Below are 22,073 nucleotides of genomic sequence, written 5' to 3'. Positions count from 1 at the left end.
GCGCCTAATATATCATGGGTTTACAACGGTATTGCTCGGTTAGGTGGTTGGAAGAATACCAAGCGAACAGGTCGCGCTTCTATAAAGACGTTATGGCAAGGATGGTTTAGGTTACAAACCATCCTTGAAGGGTATGAACTCGCCAAGTCTCTTGATTAACCAGACTTGTGATCAAGAGACAGCCCAATACGGAGCCATTTTTATTTGCTATAAGCCTATCTCACAAGATACAGACGCATCTAGATTATGAGCACAGAAGACCTTTCTGTGCAGGTTGCGTCATTTCGATGTCACCTTGTAGAGAACGGTAAACGATGGTGTTCCACACTTCACCATTATCCATTTCAAACTCAATAGCGTAATTCAAACCCGCGACAACCTGAGTTCGAACACTCAAGATCTGCTTGAGCTCAGCTGAAGTGTTCATTTGGCTAAGAACTGCGTTTAAAGCTTGCTTGGCTTCTGGTGTTATCTCACTTTTCGACCAACCACCCGTCAGGTTTTTAGTGCTGCAGATGGGGTTCGCATTCTCTTGCGGTTGAGTTGGTACCTCTGATTTCTGACTACACCCAGCTAACGCCACGACACTAAACAAGGTTGCTGTTCCAAGTAATGATGTTAATCGTACGTTCTTCATAAATTCTCTCTACCTCAATCATTTACGAGGGATTACTCGCAATAATGTTTCATATGCAGGCAAGCTTAAACCTCGAATGTCATCACTTCATCAGAGATTATGGTGTAACTACTCTATAAACACAGGAGATTGTCAGGAAAACAAGACGAGCACTGGAGCTCTGCTTTTATCCACCTGATATTTAAATCATTAAAATGAGTAGCGAGAGAATAAGCGAGTAATAATACAGACATAATTAATCAGATAATTACATACTTCACACCAAAAACATTCCTATCACGATTAATAAGATGAGCTCATCTTGATGTGGATTATGATATTGGTTCAAAAAATAGATATTTGAAATTATTTTATAAATCCAAAAGTTTATGCTCGACTTAATCATGTCTGATTTTAAAACTGTGATCCAACCCTACAAGTTGTTGATAATAATGTATTTTGTTCATCTTTGAATTCATTCAAATATGGAAAATCTTTATTGTTGAGGGTGAGTGCAAGTAGTAAAATCTCGCCCGATTATGCAACTTACTTCTCACACCATGGACACAAGTAAAGTTACGATTGGCTCTCTCAAAGTAACGTAACTTCAAACACATACCTAAAATCAGTGTCCTATAGATAGTGCAGATCAAATAAAAATAATTATATAAACCTAGGCTAGGTTAAACATGAAATTAACGTCGTCTTTAGGCTCACTGTTGGCTAGCAGTCTGTCTATCGAAATAAAACAGCGAGCGCTGATAGAGCTCGTCATCAGCACTTATCAGCCACATGAGCGCACTGAGCTTTTTCAAAGCGTGACTGAATATCGTAGAAGCCAATTAGAATTGCTTTTCCCAGAGCATCAAAACAAAAGCTACTCTGTATTGTTTGAGGTGATGGACTACCGCGATCTGATTCTGCGCTATCCAAATACACTATCTGCAGAGATTGCTCTTCTAGAGCAGGCTGTAGGGCAGTGCTATATGCATTGGCTAGATTTCTGGTGTGAGTGTGAAATTGCTGCGATCAAAGCAAAATCTCCATTAAATCCAAGCTCCATTTCTCATGTCGACCTCCCTATCAATGACAGTGCTTATTACGGTGCGATCATCGAACAGATAGAACATGAGCCACTTTTGGTACAAACACCGAGTCACCCACAAGGAATGTCAATCAGCGATGCCATTGCTTTAAGCAATCTCGAGGTGTTCATCAAGGGCGAGAAATGGTTTGAGATGCTGCCTTTATTACACCTTTCTCAGGCAGGTAAGCATTTTATTCTGCTCAAGCATCCAGTCGATGAAGCCTTTCCAACACTGGTTTCCTCTGCGCTGATTCAAGACTGGTCTAAGAATGACACTTGGCTAAGTTACGCACCGCCGTTCAGCAATGAGCAATGGCAATACTGTTTACCCAATTACGGCTACGATGAACTCGCAGGGTTACAACTTTTCACACCGCCTACACTGTCAAAATGTTACTCTCTCCCAGAATTTGACCAACAATTCCAGTTACAATTGTCCGACAAATATGCCCTGTGTGAGGTGTTACGTCTGACAGTAAGTGGCAATACCCAACAAAAGCTCTATTTCCTCTACCTTTCTCAAAAAGAGCTGATGAGTGTGTTACACCAAATAGGCTATAAGATTGGCTTCACTATTATCGAGCAACCTTTCATGCTTCAGTTTTATCAAACCATTGATTCCAATGCATACTTCCATTCTGGATATTGCGAATTAAATGACGATGGCACGACAATTTATCGTGGATTCTGGAATTTTGAGATGATGGTAAAAGCGTTCAATAATGTCGATTTTCGAAGCTACAAACGCGCAGTGCGAGAAAGCAGAAAGTCATTAGAAAAGTCGCGCTCGGCAGGAAAAACTAGCTCGGTGAAAAAGGATGAACATGTTTGATTTCGGCCTAGAGGCGATCATCTATGCAAAAGCAATCACACTGCTTGCAACCGTGGCTGTGGTTGTCATGTGGTTGTTCTATTACTGCTATCGCCTGAAACAGAAGAACGAAGTGATCGCAGGGACACACCATGCCCCTTACATCGCGTATTCGATCTGCATTGTTGCGTGGATCAGCAGTAACGCTTATTTCCATACCGACTTATTACCGGAACTTGGGGCCTCGGCCGCCGTGTTCGCCGCAAAGTTTGCCAACCTCGCCTCGTTCTTTGCGTTTGCCTTTGCCTATTACTTCTCGTGCAAACTCGCCGCTGAACAACGTAATGGTAAGGTTCATGTGTGGCAGCAAGCCATTTTCGTCACCCTGACCGTCTACTCCTTCTTTATCAATTTAAGTCCGGGGTTAACCGTTGAACACGTCACCATTGCAGGCCCAAGCCAGTTCGTGATTGAGTTTGGCCCGCATACGCCGTACTTCTTTATTGGGATGATTAGCTTTGTAGTGCTAACACTACTCAACCTGGTGGCCATGCGCGCCAACAGCAGCAAGCTAACTTTAGCCAAAACCAACTATATGATCGCCGGCATTTTAGTCTTCATGCTGTCTACTGCGACGATCCACCTAGGCATGACCTACTTCTTGCGTGATTTCTCGCTCACTTGGCTGCCACCAGCTTTGTCGATAAGTGAAATGTTGTTCGTTGGCTATGCCCTGCTGACCTCGCGCTTCTACAGCGTGAAATACCTGGCGTACATGAGCCTAAATGCGATGTTGGTTTGTGCTATTTTGGTGATCCCTTTTGGCGCGATATTTATCCCGCTGACAGACGACAGTCAATGGCTTATTGCTATCCCAATCTGCGCGATTATCGGCATCACGTGGCATGTTCTCTACAAGCGCGTAAGCCACTACGCCTCGTTCTTTGTCTACGGAAACAAGAAAACGCCAGTACAACAGATCCTCTCACTAGAAGACGATTTCAAGCTGTCGATTGATGATGCAATGCGTCGATTAGGTAGCCTATTGCAGATTCCCGAAGACAAGTTGCGTCTGGTGAACAGCAACTACAACGAAACCTTCTACGAAGATTACCTGTCTACCAACAAGTCCGTTTTAGTGTTCGATGAGTTGTCTCAGGAGCTTGATTACACCGCACCAGCCAAGCGCTCAATCAAAGCCCTGTATGACAAGATGAGCTCCAACGATACCGCTTTGGTGATGCCTTTATTTGGTCAGGGGAAATCGGTCACGCACTTATTGGTCTCATCACATAAGAGCAACGATAAGATGTTCTCTAACGAAGAGATCTCTGCACTGCAAACCTTGTTAACTCGTGTACAAAGCACCATTGAAGCCGATAGACGCATTCGCCAAAGTCGCGCGCTTGCTAATTCTATCGCACACGAAATGCGTAACCCGCTGGCTCAAGTGCAGCTGCATTTTGAGGTGTTAAAACAGCACATTGATAACCAAGCCCCAGCTAAACAAATCCTAAAGGATATTGAGAATGGCCAAGCGGCGATTCAACGCGGGCGACAACTGATTGATATCATCCTGCGCGAAGTCAGTGACAGTACGCCTGAACACGGCCCTGTGGCCATGACCTCTATCCACAAAGCCGTAGATCAAGCCGTAAGCCACTATGGTTTTGAGAATGAAAAGATCATTGAACGCATTCGTTTACCACAACACGCTGATTTTGTAGCAAAGCTCAATGAAACCTTATTCAATTTCGTTATTTTCAACCTGATACGTAATGCAATCTATTACTTTGATTCTTATCCAGAAAGCCAAATTGAGATCAGCACCAACACAGGGCCTTACGAGAACGTTCTGATATTCCGAGATACCGGCCCTGGCATTGACGAAGCCATTGCACATAAGATCTTTGATGACTTCTTCTCTTACCAAAAAAGCGGTGGTAGCGGCCTAGGGCTTGGCTATTGCCAACGTGTGATGCGTTCATTTGGCGGCCGAGTTGAGTGCCACTCTAAACTTGGGGAGTTTACTGAGTTCCACCTGTACTTCCCGGTAGTACCCAATGCCCCCAAAGCAGACGCACTTCGTACGCCTTACTTCGATGATTGGAAAGGTAATCAAACCGCAACTGAAAACAAAACCAACGCTGAAGCTAAGCCAGATAACCAAGCAGAAACGCAAAGTTCAGAACCAACAAGTACGCTAACCCCAGAGAACCATTTGGCTCCAACCGTGCTTATCGTCGATGACAAAGAAGTGCAACGCACGCTTGTTCAGATGTACCTGAGTCGACTTGGCGTAAATAGCTTACAAGCTAAAAACGGCGAGAATGCCGTCGAGCTGTTCAAAACACACAAGGTCGATTTGATCTTAATGGACGTACAAATGCCGATAATGAATGGTTTTGACGCCAGCCAAATTATCAAGGCACGCTCTCCTCAAACGCCAATCATTGCTTTATCTGGCGAATCAGGACAACACGAGTTAGATATGATCAGCAAACTGATGGATGGTCGCCTAGAGAAGCCAACCTCTTTGAAGGCACTGCAACGCGTGCTCGATAACTGGCTAGAGAAAGGCTGTGCCTCAAATGCTTCCAAAGAAACCGAAGATGAAGAGTAGATGCAGGAAAACACGAATCGCAATTTAGCCAGTTGATTACTGTTTGTCTCATTACATTGCTTTAATTATTCATCAAAAAGCCAGCCGAACAAGGCTGGCTCTATCAGAACTAAACGCTCTAATTAATCTAAAAGTGAACGAACATAATCAGCGATTTCTTGGTTTTGGCAATGCTCAAAGAAGCATTGTTGGAAACGTTCGCTGCCAACCGCTGTTTTCACTAGATCTTGGTCGATGGCTCTCAGAGAATCAATAAAGTTATCTTTTACCACCGCCGCTTTCACTTCATTCAAAATTGCTGCATTACGTTGCTGTGGTTCTGCACGCTCTAGTGGATACCCATTACCACGCTCGCCTGTGAACGCTTTTTCAAAGATATAACGAATGTTGAGTTCACCTGCCCAGCCAAAGCCTTTAGCAAAAGCGAGAGCGAGAGCATTACCGTTGTTAATTTGGTTAAACAAGAAAGCATCTGATGGCTCTAGGCAGTAACCACAAACCACCCCCGGATGCAGGTTCAGTGACATCAAAGCACCTTGGCCAGTGCCACATCCTGTCACAACAAAGTCCACAGCCTTTGAGTTGATCAGAATGCTCGCCATAATACCTAGATGAATATACGTTAAGTGGTGATCGTTCTCGTCTGTCATTCCTAGGTTGAAGACATCGTGACCAAAACCACCAGCAACTGACTCTAGTTCAGCTGATACCATAGCATTTTTGCCTGCTTGACTGTTTTCCATCATTAAAGCGATTTTCATTTATCTTCTCCTGCAAGATTGCTGCAAACTCAAAATTTAGAATAAAAAACTAATTAGCGTGCTAACCAACCACCGTCAACAGCAATGGTATAGCCATTAATGTAATCCGATGCTGATGATGCTAAGAACACACAAGGACCTGCGATATCTTGCGGTTTACCCCAACGTTCAGCCGGAATACGCTCAAGAATCGCTTGATTACGCTCAGCATCTTCACGCAGAGCTTGAGTATTGTTCGTTTCCATATAACCGGGGGCTATCGCATTCACGTTGATATTATCGCGCGCCCATTCGTTCGCCATCGCACGTGTCACGCCCATCACAGCACTTTTTGAAGCCGTATAGGAAGGAACTCGAATGCCACCTTGGAATGAGAGCATCGATGCAATGTTAATGATCTTTCCGCCAGTACCTTGAGCCTTAAATTGCTTTGCAACAGCCTGAGACATAAAGAACACCGTCTTGGTGTTCACGTTCATTACGTCATCCCAATCTTGCTCTGAGAACTCAATAGCATCTTGGCGGCGAATAATTCCTGCATTGTTCACGAGAATGTCGACTTGGCCAAACTCAGCCAAAGTGCGCTCTATAACCCCTGGAATGCACGCTTGCTCGAGAAGATCAGCACTCACGTTTAGGAACGAATGACCTGCTGCACTCATTTTCTCAATAGTCTCTTCAGGCTCTGTTCGGTTAACACCGACAACCTTACAACCGGCTTCCGCTAGGCCTAATGCAATACCTTGCCCAAGCCCCGTGTTACAGCCCGTCACTATCGCTACTTTACCTTCCAGACTGAATGACTCTAAGATCATGCTCGCTTCCTCAATTACATTGGATTCATTGCGTATCGTTATTACCAATAATTAAATCATACAATAAGATGTAAATACGAGAGCGACGTTGTAGAAGTTCGATCTTGCACCAAAATCAGTCGAACAAGTGAAACGGCACCACAAACTAAATGAATAGGGGAAAGTGATTTGAAGACGAGAAACCTATAACCCACTATGAACAATGAGTTCGAAGATCACCCAAACCAGATATTTTAGGAATTTGGCAACAATTCCATGATTTAAAAGAGTAAAAGGGTTATACATAATAATGTGTTATCTAAATTACTGAAATTATCATGACGCTCAAAGAGATCCTTAAAATTCCCAATGTCCGCTACTTCTTGATGTTTAGAAGCAGCTACTTTGCGCGTTTTTACTACCCTATATTCACACTACTTTATTTAGATTACGGGTTAACCCTGTCTCAATTCGCGATGCTCAATGTAGTTTGGGCGGCCACCATTGTGCTTGCTGAAGTACCGTCGGGTGCATTCGCCGATACCTTAGGCCGCAAGAAACTGGTGGTGCTGTCTTCGATTGTGATGTTTGTTGAGATCGCGATGATAGCGCTAGTACCAACCGGAAACCCCGACTTGGTATTCATGGTCTTTCTAATTAACCGGATTCTCAGTGGCTTAGCGATGGCACTGGCCAGCGGCGCCGACGAGGCATTGGCTTACGACACTTTAAAGGAACAAGGTAATGAAGAGTTGTGGCCGCGAGTGCTGCAAATCCAGCTTCGTGTCGCCTCAACGGTCGGTATCTTTGTCACACTAATTGGTGCGGCGATGTACGACGTGAATTTTATGACGAACATCTTTCATTTCCTTGGACTAGCCGAACCAGAAAGCACCAAAGATCTGATGCGTATTCCTGTGTTCGCCACCCTATTTGTAGCGATGATCGCTATCTATGCCGCGATTAATATGCGCGAAGAGAAAAAGCTGATGCCAAGCGACCAAACCAAATTGGCAACCACCATCTCAAGTCTTAAATTGACGATCGATGCAGGTAAATGGGTATTCGCTACGCCTTACGTGCTGTTCATCTTGCTCTACTACAGCCTATTCGAACACACCTCACGCATGTTCCTAACCATGAACAGCCAATACTATCTGGCCATTGATATTCCAATTATCTACTTTGGTTTTATTGGTGCGGGTATCAGCTTGCTTAAGATTATATTGGCAGGACAAAGCCGAAGATTAGCAGAGAGTATGGAGGCTAAAACCTTCATTGTGGTTATGGGATTGGCAAGCATGGCGACTTATTACTGGATCAGTTTAGGTTGGTCGATTTACGGAGTCATTCCGGCACTAGTATTAATCTTTATCATCATGACGATGAACATTTTCATCAGCTACCACCTGAATAAAAAAACCGAATCACACAACAGAGCCACCGTTCTTAGTTTCAAAGGTTTGACGTTTAACCTCGGATACGGTCTGATCGGTATCTTGTACGCTTACTACTATAAGTTGGTGTCTCAGGGCTACACCGAACAAGAAATAGAACAGAACCTTGCCTTCTTGGCCTCACTGTCTTCTTTTTTCTATTACTTCACCTTACTGTTCGTTTTGATCAGCGCGCTGTTCTACTTCAAGAACAGAAAAGAAGCGATTTTCTAAACAATCGATTGATGTCGAGTGACAAGTAAATGAAGCCGTTAAGGTTTACAGCGCAAGTTTTAAAGACCGAATATTCTTCAAAACCGAGCGATTCACGCAACTGACTATTGCTTATTAAAAGAACAAGTCGCTTCTTATATTGGTTTTATTTGTTAATATAATCAGCAAATTACATAACACATGGACGCGTCATGTCTTTTAGTTGGATAGCCTTTACTCTCCTTGCTGCCTTTAGCCAATCTTGGCGCAATGCCTTTCAAAGTAAATTAAGTGGCACCATGAGCGTGGCTGGCGTGACGTTGGCGCGTTTTATTTGGGCTGGCCCAATCGCCCTTATTTACCTCTACACCCTCTATCAATGGCAGCCAGTCTCCGCACCGGATTTTTCGGGTGAGTTTGTTTTCTATATTGTTGCTGCCGCCATCATGCAGATCCTCGCGACCGGCTTAATGGTGATGCTGTTCAAGCTAGAAAACTATGCGATAGGCGCAGGATTAGCCAAGTGTGAAGCCCCCGTGTCTGCGGTGCTATCCGTATTGTTTTTTGGTACTGCTTTGACACTAACAGGTTGGGTCGGCGTACTTATTGGTACTTTAGGCGTGCTAATCATGAGTAGCGCTTCTGGCTGGCGAAGCTTGTCCCCAAAAGTGTTCTTATTAGGTATGGCGTGTAGCACCTCCTTTGCTTTAACATCTCTTTGGGTACGGGAAGCAAGTTTGAGCATAGGGTTGCCCTTCCCTCATAGCGCCGCATGGGTGCTGTTCCTCGTCATTTCCCTTCAGACAGTGATTATCTGTACGTATCTCTTTTTCAGAGAACGCGACACGCTGCGCCTGATATTCAAGAAGTCGAAACTGGTCGTAATGACAAGCCTAGCGAGTGTTATCGGTTCTCTGGGTTGGTTTAGCGCAATGTCACTTCAAGCCGTTCCGTACGTAAAGACGCTTGGGCAAGTCGAAGTGATCTTCATGGTGTTGATATCCTACTTCTGGTTAGGACAAAGCATCGCACGCAAAGACATTCTTGCACTCATCTTACTCTCTATTGCAGCGGTATTGGTGATGTGGCAGTGACGATCTCGTTAATATGACTAGGACAAATTGAAGTCATATTGCGACCGTTTGTTTTCGCTTGATATAACGCTTTGTCGGCTCGGCTAATAAACCCATTCCAACTCTCATGCGGGTGAAGCTGAGCAACACCAAAACTCGACGTCAGAAACATCTCATTTCCTTGCACTGCTGAGATCTCTGAAATAGACAATCGCAGCTTACAAGCAATAGCCTGTGCTTGTAGGAAATTAACATTGGGCAATAAAATCATTATCTCGTCTCCGCCAAAACGGAACGCGCTGGCTGTTGGCGATGTTTTTATCGCACTTTGAACCATTTCAGCAAAAGACTTGATCACGAGATCACCCACAATGTGTCCGTGTTGGTCATTGATCGACTTAAAATTATCAATATCCATCATAATGGCACTGACAGGTGCAGTCCCCGCCTGCTTCATGATGACTGGAACCATTTCATCTAATGCTCTGCGATTTCCAAGTGCCGTTAAAGGGTCACTGTAAGACAGGTCATGAATAGACCTAAGCAACCTTGCATTGATCAACCAAAGCATTGTAAAGCTCATCGATACGATAAGAACAATACTCACCAAAAAGGCAAGCTGATGAATGAGTGCAGCCGCCATGAAATCCTGTAGCTCAGCTGAAAATAGCGTCACCATTACTCGGAAAGCCATAAACCCGCCATATATCAAAAATGACAAGGCCATCATCCGAGTTGCTAAGGTCAAGTCATCACGTTGACCCTTCAATACCGCAAAGGCAGTGCAAATAGTCACAAAGGCCAAATAGAAACTAATGAGGATAATTCGAGCCTTGATGGAAGGTTCGTAGTACGTGAAATAAATAAAACATGGCAAAAGAGCCAGCATCATCAGAGTGCTGAGGTAGGTGCATTTTAGTGAGTATTCTCGGAATAAGCATAAGCTATACAAAGCGAGATGAAAGCCAAGCGCAATGACCATGTTAGCGCCAATAACAGTGATCCAATCAGGGAGTTCCCCTCTTAGGCTCAACATCAACGGCCCACTTCCGATAACAAATATTGAAATGGAAAAAATTGAAAGCCCTTTAATGGACTGTTGGGTAAATTGGAACAGCAACAAGCCAATGCAGTAAATGAAAGAGAACAAAATAATAATAAAATTAAGTGTTCTCATATCCAGCGAAAAACCATCCATGATTTACTCTCTTCCCTAAGCCAATTAAATCACAATATGGTCAATAATTATCTAAACAATAAATTTATTCACTATATGAATCATTACACTTTGTAAAATAGGGGATGTGTCACATATGGGGAGATCTGTATCGCATGAGTCCATGACATGGATAGACATGTAAAAGTCGTCCCCCATATGGCTTCATAGCATCACGGAATCTACAAGCTTCTGCACACGTTACTTGGTTGAATGACGACTGTCTGGCATTATGCGCCCAAGAAATCTGTGGTTATTACACAGAAAAGAATGAACGAAGGTAATCAGTGGTAGAAAACAGCCAACAATTAAGTGACCGTTACGACGAACATGGTTACTTTGTTATCAGAAATTATTTCGATGAAGCTCAAATTACATCGCTTAGAAAAGTCGTGCTGAAATTCCATGAATCATGGAAAGCAGACAACGAAGAATTCTATAAAGAAGAAGCATTTAACTCGTCTTTAATTACGGGAAGCGAGCATTTGCCTGCCGACGATAGAAGCGTGCTTTTCGACTTCATCAGCTCGAAACAAGTGATGGACGTGGTTGATGCGGTGATTCCGAACAAACCGGCATTCATGAATACACAGCTGTTCTTCAACCCAGTAAATCCGCAACAAAAAGACTTCTGGCATCGTGACTGTCAATACGATTACGACGTTGATGACCAAATGAAAGTCATCATGGAAACCCAGGTATTGCATCTGCGAGTGCCCATTTTTGATGAGCCAGGTATGGAACTTATCCCTGGCACACACAAGCGTTGGGACAACGAAGAAGAGTACAATGTTCGCCAAGAAGAAAACGGCAAAGTGAGCAGCGATGACATCTCTGGTGGTAAGCAGATACCATTAGCCGCCGGTGACTTATTGGTGTTTTCAGCGGACATGATCCACCGAGGCCGATATGGCTTGGATCGTTTGGCTTTGGATATTTTGATCTTTGATTCGGCGGCAGACTATGTCGACTACGTTGATGACGATTGTCTGCCAACACCAGCCATGTTGAGCAACATTTCCGACCCAAGATTATTTATGAACACGCTACACTTAAAATCGATGCAGTACTCATAATCCATAAAGGTGCCCAAACTATGACTGACACTAAGCAAAATACCCGAATTAGCCAGTTCCGTTTCGGTCAGCCAAAAGAATCTCTCAAGTTAGAACATGTCGCTTTAGGGGTACTAGACAAAGATAAAGTTCGCGTACAAATTGAAGCGACTAACATCAACCCTAGTGATCTGTTGTCGATTTATGGTGTGGGCCAATACAAACATAGCCATCAGCCGCCGAGAGTACCGGGATTTGAAGCGGTAGGAAGGATTGTAGAATCCAGCAGTGCTGAGTTTATAGTGAATCAACGAGTGCTTGTGGCAACCAGTGGAACATGGCAGAACTATGTCGATGTATCACCAGATGATCTGTTCCAAATTCCTCAACATTTAGACAATGGCTACGCCTGTCAGTTGTACATTAATGCGCTAACCGCATGGGTGCTAACGACAGAAATAGCCAAGCTGACCCAAGAGGATGTGTTGATCATCAACGCGGGCAGTTCAGCCATCGGTAAGATCTTCTCCCAGTTATCAGCATCACTCGGCTTCAACATCATTGTCGTTACATCACAGCAGACACAATACCCTGCCACTTCCTGTTGGGTGATAGATGCGAACGCTGATCTAGTTTCTCAAATTAAGGCATTAGGCTTGCCTATGCCAACCGTTGCCTTTGATGCGATTGGCGGCTCACCCGGAACCGATCTTGTTCACACCCTTGGCAACAACGGGCGCTTTATCAACTATGGGACGCTGTCGTTGGATTTTTACGAGCCACGCTTCTTTGAGTACGCGAAAAACCAACACATCGATTTCAGCACCTTCTTCTTGCGTTATTGGGAGGAAGCAGAAGGTAAAGATGTTCGCCGTGATAAGTTCACGACCATGCTAGATCACTTCATCACAAACGACATTCAGCTCGACGTTGACCGCTATCTACCATTCGATGAAGTGCAAACCGCGATTGATCTCATTGAATCGAAAACCACACGCCTAGAGGGCAAGATCATCTTACTGCCACAGTAAGTGAGAGTTGGACGATATATACCTTGTTTATTTCAACAGGCAAGACGTTCAACAGCTTACAAGCGTGCTTGTTAATACACCATCGCTTAGGAAGTTTGATTAAAGAAATCGAAGATTGAAAAGATAGCGAAGAGTTGTGGTGCATTTCTCCATAACTTAAGTGGTTACGAGATGGTCATGAATCACATTTATTTGAAACATCAATTAGTTATATCATTAGAAATATGATACTGATCACCCATAAGATAACCTCGATTCTATATGGTAGCGTCATACTTAAAACCACGATGTGAACATACTTATGAAAAGACACATACTATCAAGCGCCATCCTACTCTCTCTAGCCTTTCCCACCTTTGCAGCTGATGGCGATATACACGATGTCACGATACTGGGTACTTCAGATATCCACGGTCATTTTATGGCGTGGGATTACGCGGCAGATAAACTCAACACTCGTGGTAGCTTGAGCCAAATCGCGACCAAAGTTGGTGAGATCCGCAAAGAGCAATCTAACATTATCCTTGTCGACGCTGGCGATACCATCCAAGGCAACTTCGTAGAAACCTTCAAAGACGAGCCCGTTGATCCAATGATGCTTGGCTTTAATCACATGAAATACGATGTGTGGGTTTTAGGTAACCACGAATTCGACTTTGGCCTCAAAACCCTCAACAGGGCCGTTACCCAATTTAAAGGGCAGTCTCTCGGTGGCAACATCAAGAACAAAAACGGAAACCCATTCCTGCCTGGTTACACCATCCTAGAACGCGGTAGCATTAAGATCGGCGTGATCGGAATGGATACCCCAATGACGGAGGTCTTTGCGCAAGGTACCAACCGTTTAGAAGGCGTCACTTTCACTAATCCAACCTTGGAAGTGAAGAAAATCGTCAAAGAGATTGATGATAAAGTGGATGCCATCATATTGGTTGCCCATATGGGAATTGAGAACGAGAATGACATTGCCGACACCGGTGTCACCGACATTGCCAATGCAAACCCAGAGCTTGATGCCATCGTCGCTGGCCACATGCACACTCGCATCGATAAAGCCGTTGTAAATGGCGTTATTATTACTGAACCCGACAGATATGGCCGCGCCCTATCTCGTATCGATCTTCAATTTGAAGAGCGCGATGGCACATTCACTCTCGTCAACAAAGACAGCTTCACCTATAAAATTAAAGGTATCGACTCTGATGAGAATATGGACGAGTTATACCAGCCTTACCACAAACAACTCCGAGAAATGGCGAACAGACCTGTCGCTCAACTTACCGGCGTTGATTTAGTCCCAGAAAACGAAATCCGCGGTATCCCTCAAGTCCATGTTCAAGACACAGGCATCAGTGCGCTATACCAAGAAGCGAGCTTCTTCTATGCACCCAAAGCCAATGTCATCGCACTTCAAATAGACAACGACAATGCAGAGCTCGATGTTGGCCTAATCAAAGCCAAAGACATCGCGTACAACTACCAATACGCGGGTGGCGAAATCACTGTCTACCACATGACAGGCAAAGAGTTAAGAACCTACATGGAATGGTCTGTGGGCTACTTCAACTCAGTCCAACCCGGTGATGTGACCTACAGCTTTAACCCTGAACGCAGAGCATCAAAATACTCGACCAATGACTTCTTCGCGGGCGTGACTTATACCATCGACCTTACTCAGCCTGCAGGTACACGCATCACCAACCTCGCGTTTGCTGATGGCACACCGGTTACTGATCAAACAGAAATCCGTATTGGTATGAATAGCTATCGAATGGGTCATCTAACCAAGAAAGGCGGCGTGCTAGAAGGTGAATCATTCCCTGTACTCTTTGATACGGAAGCAGAGTATGGAGAAGAAGCAGGCACGATCCGTAATATGACAATCAGGTATCTTAAAGAAGAAAAGAACGGTCAGTATGAAGGTAAAACTCAGCAGCGATGGGCTCTTTCTGGTTTAGAGAGCCGCTACAATGAACAGCGAGAGATCGTAAAGTCTTTGATTAATGATGAAACCATATCAATCCCGACCAGTGACGATGGCCGCTACACAAACATCGCTTCTATCAACGTAAAAGAACTGATGTTCAAATCTGACGAAGCGAAACAAGCTGCCATAACCACACGCGAAAAGAAACTGGCGCAAGCAACTGAGCAAGAGAGTAAGCAGATCAAACGCGAAATCACTCTGATTGAAGCGCTCAATTAATCCCTGACCTCAAACCAATAACGACTTAACGACGCTTAGAGCGTGGTTAGGTCGTTTTTGTTCCCATTTTCCAACACCACATCTGTACTGAGTAAAACGGTTAATATTGGATGAATGATCTGCAAAGGCCAACTCATAATTGGACAAAACCTTGCTAGCGGCTCTACTAAATTAGGAGGTAATGAATAACTACAAGTATGTAGAGTCTAAGTCACTTAGCAAAGTGTGCTGCTTACCTGGTGCAGATCGGTGCTTGCCAAACTAGCATAAACAATTTACTTAAAAAATAGCTTCCGGCTTGTTCAACACTCGAGATTTAGTGGTGGCTATTCATTTATACAAATTGAATAGCCACCACATCACAGACGCTAGTGAGCCTTCTTTTATATTGCTCTTCATACTCTACAGACGACAGTTGATTATTGGAACCATGCCTTCGATTTACGTTGTAGAACATTTCGATATGCTCGAAAAAGCTTTCAACGGCAGCATTGTAGACAATTGAATCCTAGAACTTGCCCATCAATTTGTACATTCATAGGTTCTTATATTGAATCAACTATTCACTGATGCCACGGATTTTCGCATTGCGGCGGCGTAACACCTCTAAAGTCAGTAAAAGCGCAACCGACATCAAGATAAGTAAGCTTGCCACGGCCAAAATAGTGGGGCTAATCTGTTCTCGGATACCCGACCACATTTGACGAGGAACAGTACGTTGCTCAACTCCGGTGATAAATAACGCCACCACCACCTCATCAAATGACGTTCCAAACGCGAACAATCCGCCAGAGATCATTCCAGGACGGATAAGTGGGAACGTTACACGTCTGAAGGTATAGATAGGATTGGCACCAAGGCTGTATGCCGCGCGTACCAAACTGTGGTCGAAACCACTCAACGTCGCCGTCACGGTGATGACCACAAACGGTGTACCCAATGCTGCATGCGCGAGCACAATTCCTATAAAGGTCTGAGACAAATCCAATCGGGTGTAAAAGAAATACATTGCAGCTGCAGAGATTATCACTGGAACAATCATCGGCGAAATCAAAAAGGCCATGATCGCACTGCGAAACGGCACATTATTCGCCGCTAAACCAATGGCGGCTAACGTTCCTAACGTTGTCGCGACTACGGTGGCACTTAGCGCAATCAAGGTACTATTTTTAAGCGCCATCATCCATTGATGATTCTCTATCATCTCAACATACCAGCGCATTGAATACGCCTCGGGGTCAAGGTTCAGCATTCCTTGTGTGAAAGTGAAGTAAGGTGTTGCATTAAAAGAAAGAGGAACGATGATCAAAATGGGTGCAATTAAAAACAGAAACACTAACGTGCAAAATCCAATGTAGCCATAATACGCGACATGCTCACGTTTATTGCAGTAACTCGGTAAAGACATTTCGTTATCCTCCAACCTTAATATTGTTGATGCCGACAATACGGTTAAACACGTAAAACAACAGAGTGACTACTCCGAGTAACAAGCAACCAAGCGCCGCAGCCATTCCCCAGTTAAGCGACGTTTGCATATGGTAGGCAATCATGTTGGAAATCATCTGTCCACTTCTTCCCCCCACTAAGGCGGGTGTGATGTAGAAGCCAATCGAAAGAATAAAAGTCAACAATGCACCTGCGCCAACACCAGGTACGGTAAGCGGCATGTAGACTCGAATAAAGGCGGTAGCAGGAGTTGCACCTAGAGAGCGTGCTGCTCGAAAGTAGCTTGGGCTTATGCCTTTCATAACGCTGTATAAAGGTAAAATCATAAATGGCAGCAGAATATGTACCATCGCGACAATGGTACCAAAGGTGTTGTGGATCATCGCTACGCGTTCATCGCTCAAACCAGACCAAATCAACAGGTCATTCAACACCCCTTGATTCTGTAATAACACTATCCAAGACGTAGTACGTACCAGCAATGAAGTCCAGAATGGTAAAAGTACAACGATGAGTAGCAGGTTCGCTTTTTTGTCTGGCAAATTAGCCAAAAGGTAAGAAACTGGGTAAGCCATCACCAAGCAAATGAGAGTAATCACCAGCGACATGCCGAAGGTTTTGATAAACAAATCAACATAGACCTGACGCGTTTCTGGCTGCATGGTTATCGAGCCAGACTCATCATAACGCATATCTAATGCAGCCAGATAATAGCTTAGTGTATAAGAGGAGCTTAACGTCTTAATCGCTGACCAATATTGCGGCTTGGCCCAGCGTTTATCGAGCTTGCTTATCTCTTCTAGAGAAGTAGGGAAGACATTATCTTTATTGAGTTTTCGGCCCGTTTTCATCAATAAGCTACGCATTCCCGATACTTCAATATTTAACCTACTCGCTAACTTTGGCAATAATTTGTCTTGATGAGCCCGTTTCAGCTCAGCCATAAATGTCTGCTGAATCTCAAGCGGTGGCAAACCTTGATAATCCCACTGTTTTATATAATCAACGGTCTCAGGAAACGCTTTCGGCACGCTTTGGTTATCCACGCTACGATAAAGCATTTCGACCAATGGAAAGGCAAAGGTCACACAGATAAATGCAACGAGCGGTATAATTAACAATACTGAACGGGTTTGCTTCTTACGCTCAGCTCGTTGCAACTGTGCTTTCAATGTCACTGGCGGCTTTGTCAATTGGCGCTTTAACGACGTTACCGATTCCAAACTATCTAATTCTCTACTCATGCCACCGCTCCTAGTGGTTGAGTAATCGAGTCACAATCGAGAGCATGACAATCTACGCTATGCCAACCGACAGTATAGTCTGACCCGGGAGTAAAGCGGGTTTCGTGGCGACGTGAGTTAGTCACTTTAACGATTAACTCGCCTATTTCAGCTACATCAATAACTAACCTATGGTGATCACCATGGTAGATAAGTTCTTTCAAGGTACCGGTAACGATGTTGTTACATTGATCTCGCTTTGGAGATATTGAAATCTTTTCAGGCCGGATAGACAGCAAAGTCGCTTGATTGCGCTGATTAACCGCAACAGGTGTGGCCAGGACACTTTTGCTTCCAACTTGTACCGTACAACTCTCATTTTCGAGCAGCTCAACCACACCTTTAATTTGGTTGTTTTCGCCAATAAACTGCGCGACAAAGGCGTTACTCGGAGACTCATACAATTCTGTCGGCGAGGCCAATTGTTGAACGGATCCATTGTTAAATACGGCAATCCTATCTGACATCGTTAGTGCTTCATCTTGATCATGGGTGACGTACAAAATGGTAATCCCAAGCTTTTCATGCAGGTGTTTTATTTCCATTTGCATTTGTTCACGAAGCTGCTTATCCAATGCACCTAGAGGTTCGTCCATTAAGACCAGCTTAGGTTCAAATACTAAAGCGCGAGCCAATGCTACACGCTGCTGTTGACCGCCAGATAGCTGCTTAGGATAGCGATTCGCCACATGGTTGAGTTCGACCATATTCAACGCATCAGCCACTTTATTTTTGACCTGCTCTTCCGGCAGTTTTCTTACTTTAAGAGGAAAGGCGAGATTTTCAGCAATCGTCATATGCGGAAATAAGGCGTAGTTTTGAAACACCATGCCAATATCACGTTTGTGTGGTGCTAAATTGTTGACAGGAGTGCCATCAATGTAGATTTCTCCCCCGGTTGCGGTCTCAAATCCTGCCAGCATCATTAAACAAGTGGTTTTCCCCGACCCAGATGGACCAAGCATTGTGACAAACTCTCCCGGCTCAATGGCAAGATTAAAGTCCTTCACTACTAGCGTTTCACCATCATAAGTCTTCTGCACATGTTGGAAGCTGACGTATTCCTTTTGCAATGTCATTGATCGTCCCTCTCTATCGAATCGTAGGTTTAATCCAGATAAGTAACAGACTTAACATCATAATAAGCCGTTTACTTAACTGGATTAAGGCGGGCGCACTGTGCCCGCCATACATATGTATCTTTACAGGTTGTACTTGCTCAAATCTGGTCGAGTAGCAATCGCCTGTTCAACAAGCGAAATAACCTCTGCACGTTCATTTCCTTTAAGCAGCTGACGTGGGGCTCGTACTTGTTCAGAGCCTCGACCACACACCTGCTCGGCTAATTTAATGCACTGAACTAACGTTGGAATAGTATCTAGACGAAGCAGTGGCAGGAACCAACGGTAAATGTCTAACGCTTCAGCATATCGACCTTGACTCGCTAGTTTGTAAATCGCCACTGATTCAGCAGGAAACGCATTGGTTAAACCAGAAATCCAACCCGTCGCACCTAACATCAGTGACTCTAAGGCAATATCATCAACTCCACTGAATACAGTAAAGCGGTCATCGAAACGGTTGTAGAGCTCCGTAATACGACGTGTATCAGTGGTCGACTCTTTAACCGCGACAATACTCTTACACTCAGCAAGCTGTTCCATGAGATCTAGATTAACGTCAACGCCGTATGAAACTGGGTTGTTGTAAATCATAATTGGCATCTCTGGTGTTGATTGCGCCAATGTTTTGTAGTAATCCACAGTCTCACTGTCAGAGGTGCGATAAACCATAGCAGGCATAACCATACAGCCGTCGATACCGATCTTAAGTGCATCTTGCATATACTGTGCAGCCGCCGTAGTGATCGTTTCAGCGGTACCCGCAATAAGAGGGACGCGACCTGCGACGACTTCTTGTGCTGCGGTTAACACCTGGCGCTTCTCTTCTGGATACAACGCGCAATTCTCACCGACCGTACCAAGACAAATAATGCCGTTAACGCCATCTTTAATCTGATTATCGATAACGGTTTGCGTCGCATCCAAGTCAATACTTTGGTCTTTACGAAATTGAGTGCTGACCGCTGGGTAGACACCTTTCCAATCTACTTTCATTATTACCTTCCATTTGTATATTTTATGCAATTAAAGAAAACACGCTGAATGTTTCCATAGTGTTAGGGAAAACCCCGTTAAATGATGTGTTTCTGCTGAAGAACGAATTTCACTCCAGCGAGGTCAGCCAGTGCGCTGCCTACTGACTTATACAATGTAATTTCTTGCTCTGATGTTCGGCCGAATTGACGACTAGAACATAAGTCCGCCAATTCCGCTTTGATTTCTCGCTCTGAGAAAATACCTTCATTAATTGGAATTAAAAGATCTCCGGCTTCTGCTAATACATTGATTCTGCTATCAACATAAACAGACGCACGAGCCACGGTTTCACTGTCACATTCGCGCTTGTCTTGGTCATGATTACCAATAAGGTCGACGTGCATTCCCTGCTTAAGTTGGTGCCCGTCGAACAGTGGTTTTTTTGATCCTGTCACACATGAAATCATATCTGCTTCGGCTAAATGCGCATCAACCGAATCAATGACATTCACCGTATAACGAGTCCCAATAGGCATTGCCCGATACTCATTGCCCGATTGAATTCTATCAACCGCTTGAACGGCCTTTTGTTTATCTCTGCCCCACACCAATACTTTTTTTAAAGGTCGCACCGCCGCATATGCCCAAGCAATGTAAGGTGCTAGATTGCCCGTACCACATATGATTAGGGTTGCTGCATCTTCACGAGCTAAGTAATCCGCAGCAAGAGCCGACGCCGACGCTGTTCGCCAATAAGTCAGTCCCTTTCCATCTAATAATGCCAGCGGTTCACCATCAGTTCGGTTGAACGCCAATATTTTAGAGGAAAGGCTGTCTTTACCTTCAAGTGAATTGTTTGGAAAATAAGTAAATGCTTTCACTGTAACTAAGCTATCGTTCCATGCAGGCAGTAGGGCAAACGCATCATATTTTCCTTCTTCAAGTGGCATGACATTTCGCTGAGGAATCGTTGCTTGTTCTTGATAGGTTTCACGCATCGAGCGGATCAAACCCGACATCGATAAACTTTCAACAACTTGTTCAGCCTCTAAGTAAACCATTCTTCCTCCCGCTTTTGATGTGGAGTGCGCGCTAACCCACTCCACGTATTCATTGATCTCTACCAATAACGCCTAGTTAAGCAGCCACGTATTGAACTCTTCATTCAATTCGTCGGCGTAGTCAGACCACCACTCGTCATTTATTAAAAATGCATTCGTGAAGTTAGCAGGCGCAGTTGGCAAGCTGGCCAATATTTCTGAGTCAATCAACTGAGAGGAAGATTTACGCGTAGGACCATAAGCGACATATTTGGCTTGATCGGCTAATGGCTTTGTACCTGAAGAGAATTTAATAAACTCAAGCGCAAGCTTCGTATTTGGGCTGCCTTTAGGGATCGCCCAGCCATTCATATACCCCAATTGATAATCCCAAATAATTTTGAACGGTTGACCTTCTTCTGTGGTTGCGCTGTGAATACGACCATTGAATGCTGAGGCCATTACTACCTCTTTGTCTGCCAGCATTTGTGGCGGTTGTGCACCTGTCGTCCACCAAATTACATCTGATTTAATGGTATCCAACTTAGCAAACGCTCTGGCACGTCCTTCCGAAGTTTCAAGCGTTTCATATACATTTTGTGGTTCTACACCATCTGCTATCAGTGCCCACTCAAGGTTGCCTTGAGGCATTTTTTGTAGTGCCCTGCGGCCGGGGTAGTTAGCGAGATCAAACAAGTCAACCAGCTTGCTTGGTGTCGCCTTACCACTAAAGGCGTCTTCGTTAATAGTGAGGACGGTAGAAACCACTATCGTGTTAACCGCACACTCATGAATGGCTCCACTAATAAAATCTTTATCTGCAGGCGTACCGTCTGACCCCGCAGGTAGAATAGCGGGGTCAACCGTTTCTAATAACCCTTCAGCACAACCCCGCACGATGTCTGGTTTATCGAGAGAAACTAAATCCCAACGCACTTTATTCGCTTCAACTTGCGCTTTAATTTCCGCAAGGCCCCCACTAAAATCCTCAGATATCAGTTTAACGCCTGTCTCTTCAATAAATGGCTTGTGGTAGGCCTCTACCTGGCTTTTAGTAAATGCCCCGCCCCAAGAAACGATGGTGAGTTGTTCTGCAAATGCCGCACCTGTTGCTCCTAACAGCATTCCAGATACCAAAAGTGCAAGTGAGGTGGATGTCTTTCTTGACATGATGTTGTGCTCCTTTTTTGTCTTATCGGGAATATCCCGAGTTTTCAGACGCCTGGATACCGCTGTTAGGCATCGTTATTACTTAACTTTTTATTAACATAATGTACATG

At 44.3% G+C, this 22,073-nt stretch carries 17 protein-coding genes and 1 pseudogene; 8 read left to right on the top strand and 10 right to left on the bottom strand.

The features are described from left to right. Positions 1-159 (top strand): annotated as a pseudogene (locus AB4507_RS22055) (IS4 family transposase); the annotation flags it as partial. A gap of 85 nt (positions 160-244) precedes the next feature. On the opposite strand, the gene AB4507_RS22050 reads toward AB4507_RS22055, so the two are convergent. Beyond that, positions 245-637 carry a cystatin domain-containing protein gene (locus AB4507_RS22050; protein ID WP_017064277.1) on the bottom strand — a complete coding sequence of 131 codons (393 nt, stop codon included), beginning with the start codon at positions 635-637 and terminating at the stop codon, positions 245-247. 668 nt (positions 638-1,305) lie between these two features. On the opposite strand from AB4507_RS22050, the gene AB4507_RS22045 reads away from it, so the two are divergent. Further along, a complete protein-coding gene (locus AB4507_RS22045) occupies positions 1,306-2,535 on the top strand; it encodes an acyl-homoserine-lactone synthase (RefSeq protein ID WP_372102756.1) in 1,230 nt (409 codons plus the stop codon). After that, complete coding sequence (locus AB4507_RS22040) at positions 2,528-5,137, top strand: response regulator (RefSeq protein ID WP_372183384.1); 2,610 nt, start codon at positions 2,528-2,530, stop codon at positions 5,135-5,137. Before AB4507_RS22045 ends, AB4507_RS22040 begins: the two co-directional genes overlap by 8 nt. Before the next feature lie 122 nt (positions 5,138-5,259). Here the strand turns inward: AB4507_RS22040 and AB4507_RS22035 are convergent, their stop codons facing one another. Together AB4507_RS22035 and kduD are read right to left on the bottom strand one after the other, a co-directional pair. Continuing rightward, complete coding sequence (locus tag AB4507_RS22035; RefSeq protein ID WP_017067927.1) at positions 5,260-5,898, bottom strand: RpiB/LacA/LacB family sugar-phosphate isomerase; 639 nt, start codon at positions 5,896-5,898, stop codon at positions 5,260-5,262. 53 nt (positions 5,899-5,951) lie between these two features. Then, positions 5,952-6,713, bottom strand: coding sequence for a 2-dehydro-3-deoxy-D-gluconate 5-dehydrogenase KduD (kduD, locus tag AB4507_RS22030; protein WP_017067926.1), 762 nt, complete (start codon positions 6,711-6,713; stop codon positions 5,952-5,954). A gap of 317 nt (positions 6,714-7,030) precedes the next feature. On the opposite strand from kduD, the gene AB4507_RS22025 reads away from it, so the two are divergent. Next, complete coding sequence (locus AB4507_RS22025) at positions 7,031-8,362, top strand: MFS transporter (protein ID WP_372183382.1); 1,332 nt, start codon at positions 7,031-7,033, stop codon at positions 8,360-8,362. A 191-nt stretch (positions 8,363-8,553) separates the two neighbouring features. Further along, the gene (locus tag AB4507_RS22020; RefSeq protein ID WP_102394068.1) at positions 8,554-9,435 is read left to right on the top strand and encodes a DMT family transporter; all 882 of its coding nucleotides are present in this window, start codon (positions 8,554-8,556) and stop codon (positions 9,433-9,435) included. Here AB4507_RS22020 and AB4507_RS22015 read toward each other — a convergent pair. Continuing rightward, the gene (locus AB4507_RS22015) at positions 9,404-10,612 is read right to left on the bottom strand and encodes a GGDEF domain-containing protein (RefSeq protein ID WP_102394067.1); all 1,209 of its coding nucleotides are present in this window, start codon (positions 10,610-10,612) and stop codon (positions 9,404-9,406) included. The two genes, AB4507_RS22020 and AB4507_RS22015, sit on opposite strands and share 32 nt — an antisense overlap. Before the next feature lie 305 nt (positions 10,613-10,917). Between AB4507_RS22015 and AB4507_RS22010 the strand changes: the two genes are divergently transcribed. From AB4507_RS22010 to AB4507_RS22000, 3 genes are all read left to right on the top strand, one after another. Next, positions 10,918-11,706: a phytanoyl-CoA dioxygenase family protein gene (locus tag AB4507_RS22010; protein WP_102394066.1), complete on the top strand. Its 789-nt coding sequence runs from the start codon at positions 10,918-10,920 to the stop codon at positions 11,704-11,706. A gap of 20 nt (positions 11,707-11,726) precedes the next feature. Continuing rightward, positions 11,727-12,716, top strand: a complete 990-nt coding sequence (locus AB4507_RS22005; protein WP_017059992.1) for a zinc-dependent alcohol dehydrogenase family protein — start codon at positions 11,727-11,729, stop codon at positions 12,714-12,716. A 301-nt stretch (positions 12,717-13,017) separates the two neighbouring features. Continuing rightward, entirely contained in the window at positions 13,018-14,922 is a 1,905-nt protein-coding gene (locus AB4507_RS22000) for a bifunctional UDP-sugar hydrolase/5'-nucleotidase (protein WP_372183380.1), read from the top strand. A 559-nt stretch (positions 14,923-15,481) separates the two neighbouring features. Here the strand turns inward: AB4507_RS22000 and AB4507_RS21995 are convergent. The 6 genes from AB4507_RS21995 to AB4507_RS21970 all read right to left on the bottom strand — a co-directional run bounded on the left by AB4507_RS21995 (position 15,482) and on the right by AB4507_RS21970 (position 21,963). Continuing rightward, positions 15,482-16,330, bottom strand: coding sequence for an ABC transporter permease (locus AB4507_RS21995; protein WP_016769023.1), 849 nt, complete (start codon positions 16,328-16,330; stop codon positions 15,482-15,484). Between the two features lie 4 nt (positions 16,331-16,334). After that, complete coding sequence (locus AB4507_RS21990) at positions 16,335-17,615, bottom strand: ABC transporter permease (RefSeq protein WP_372183378.1); 1,281 nt, start codon at positions 17,613-17,615, stop codon at positions 16,335-16,337. After that, complete coding sequence (locus AB4507_RS21985; RefSeq protein WP_016769025.1) at positions 17,612-18,733, bottom strand: ABC transporter ATP-binding protein; 1,122 nt, start codon at positions 18,731-18,733, stop codon at positions 17,612-17,614. Before AB4507_RS21985 ends, AB4507_RS21990 begins: the two co-directional genes overlap by 4 nt. Positions 18,734-18,856: 123 nt before the next feature. Then, the gene (locus AB4507_RS21980; RefSeq protein ID WP_016769026.1) at positions 18,857-19,771 is read right to left on the bottom strand and encodes a dihydrodipicolinate synthase family protein; all 915 of its coding nucleotides are present in this window, start codon (positions 19,769-19,771) and stop codon (positions 18,857-18,859) included. 77 nt (positions 19,772-19,848) lie between these two features. Beyond that, positions 19,849-20,814, bottom strand: coding sequence for an ornithine cyclodeaminase family protein (locus AB4507_RS21975; protein WP_108110655.1), 966 nt, complete (start codon positions 20,812-20,814; stop codon positions 19,849-19,851). 72 nt (positions 20,815-20,886) lie between these two features. Next, entirely contained in the window at positions 20,887-21,963 is a 1,077-nt protein-coding gene (locus AB4507_RS21970; RefSeq protein WP_017066922.1) for a polyamine ABC transporter substrate-binding protein, read from the bottom strand. Between the last annotated feature and the right edge of the window lie 110 nt (positions 21,964-22,073).

The organism is Vibrio sp. 10N.222.54.A3 (assembly GCF_041474095.1).
Lineage (GTDB): Bacteria > Pseudomonadota > Gammaproteobacteria > Enterobacterales > Vibrionaceae > Vibrio > Vibrio crassostreae_C.
The sequence above is the reverse complement of the archived record's forward strand: the minus strand, read 5'-3'. Positions and strand labels throughout refer to the sequence as shown.

What these genes read in the sequence shown, in the direction of transcription:
- AB4507_RS22015 (WP_102394067.1), bottom strand. Translation starts at nt 10,612, where the DNA reads ATGGATGGTTTTTCGCTGGATATGAGAACACTTAATTTTATTATTATT.
- AB4507_RS22040 (WP_372183384.1), top strand. Translation starts at nt 2,528, where the DNA reads ATGTTTGATTTCGGCCTAGAGGCGATCATCTATGCAAAAGCAATCACA.
- kduD (WP_017067926.1), bottom strand. Translation starts at nt 6,713, where the DNA reads ATGATCTTAGAGTCATTCAGTCTGGAAGGTAAAGTAGCGATAGTGACG.
- AB4507_RS22000 (WP_372183380.1), top strand. Translation starts at nt 13,018, where the DNA reads ATGAAAAGACACATACTATCAAGCGCCATCCTACTCTCTCTAGCCTTT.
- AB4507_RS22045 (WP_372102756.1), top strand. Translation starts at nt 1,306, where the DNA reads ATGAAATTAACGTCGTCTTTAGGCTCACTGTTGGCTAGCAGTCTGTCT.
- AB4507_RS22020 (WP_102394068.1), top strand. Translation starts at nt 8,554, where the DNA reads ATGTCTTTTAGTTGGATAGCCTTTACTCTCCTTGCTGCCTTTAGCCAA.
- AB4507_RS21970 (WP_017066922.1), bottom strand. Translation starts at nt 21,963, where the DNA reads ATGTCAAGAAAGACATCCACCTCACTTGCACTTTTGGTATCTGGAATG.
- AB4507_RS21975 (WP_108110655.1), bottom strand. Translation starts at nt 20,814, where the DNA reads ATGGTTTACTTAGAGGCTGAACAAGTTGTTGAAAGTTTATCGATGTCG.
- AB4507_RS22005 (WP_017059992.1), top strand. Translation starts at nt 11,727, where the DNA reads ATGACTGACACTAAGCAAAATACCCGAATTAGCCAGTTCCGTTTCGGT.
- AB4507_RS22050 (WP_017064277.1), bottom strand. Translation starts at nt 637, where the DNA reads ATGAAGAACGTACGATTAACATCATTACTTGGAACAGCAACCTTGTTT.
- AB4507_RS22025 (WP_372183382.1), top strand. Translation starts at nt 7,031, where the DNA reads ATGACGCTCAAAGAGATCCTTAAAATTCCCAATGTCCGCTACTTCTTG.
- AB4507_RS21990 (WP_372183378.1), bottom strand. Translation starts at nt 17,615, where the DNA reads ATGAGTAGAGAATTAGATAGTTTGGAATCGGTAACGTCGTTAAAGCGC.
- AB4507_RS21980 (WP_016769026.1), bottom strand. Translation starts at nt 19,771, where the DNA reads ATGAAAGTAGATTGGAAAGGTGTCTACCCAGCGGTCAGCACTCAATTT.
- AB4507_RS21985 (WP_016769025.1), bottom strand. Translation starts at nt 18,733, where the DNA reads ATGACATTGCAAAAGGAATACGTCAGCTTCCAACATGTGCAGAAGACT.
- AB4507_RS21995 (WP_016769023.1), bottom strand. Translation starts at nt 16,330, where the DNA reads ATGTCTTTACCGAGTTACTGCAATAAACGTGAGCATGTCGCGTATTAT.
- AB4507_RS22035 (WP_017067927.1), bottom strand. Translation starts at nt 5,898, where the DNA reads ATGAAAATCGCTTTAATGATGGAAAACAGTCAAGCAGGCAAAAATGCT.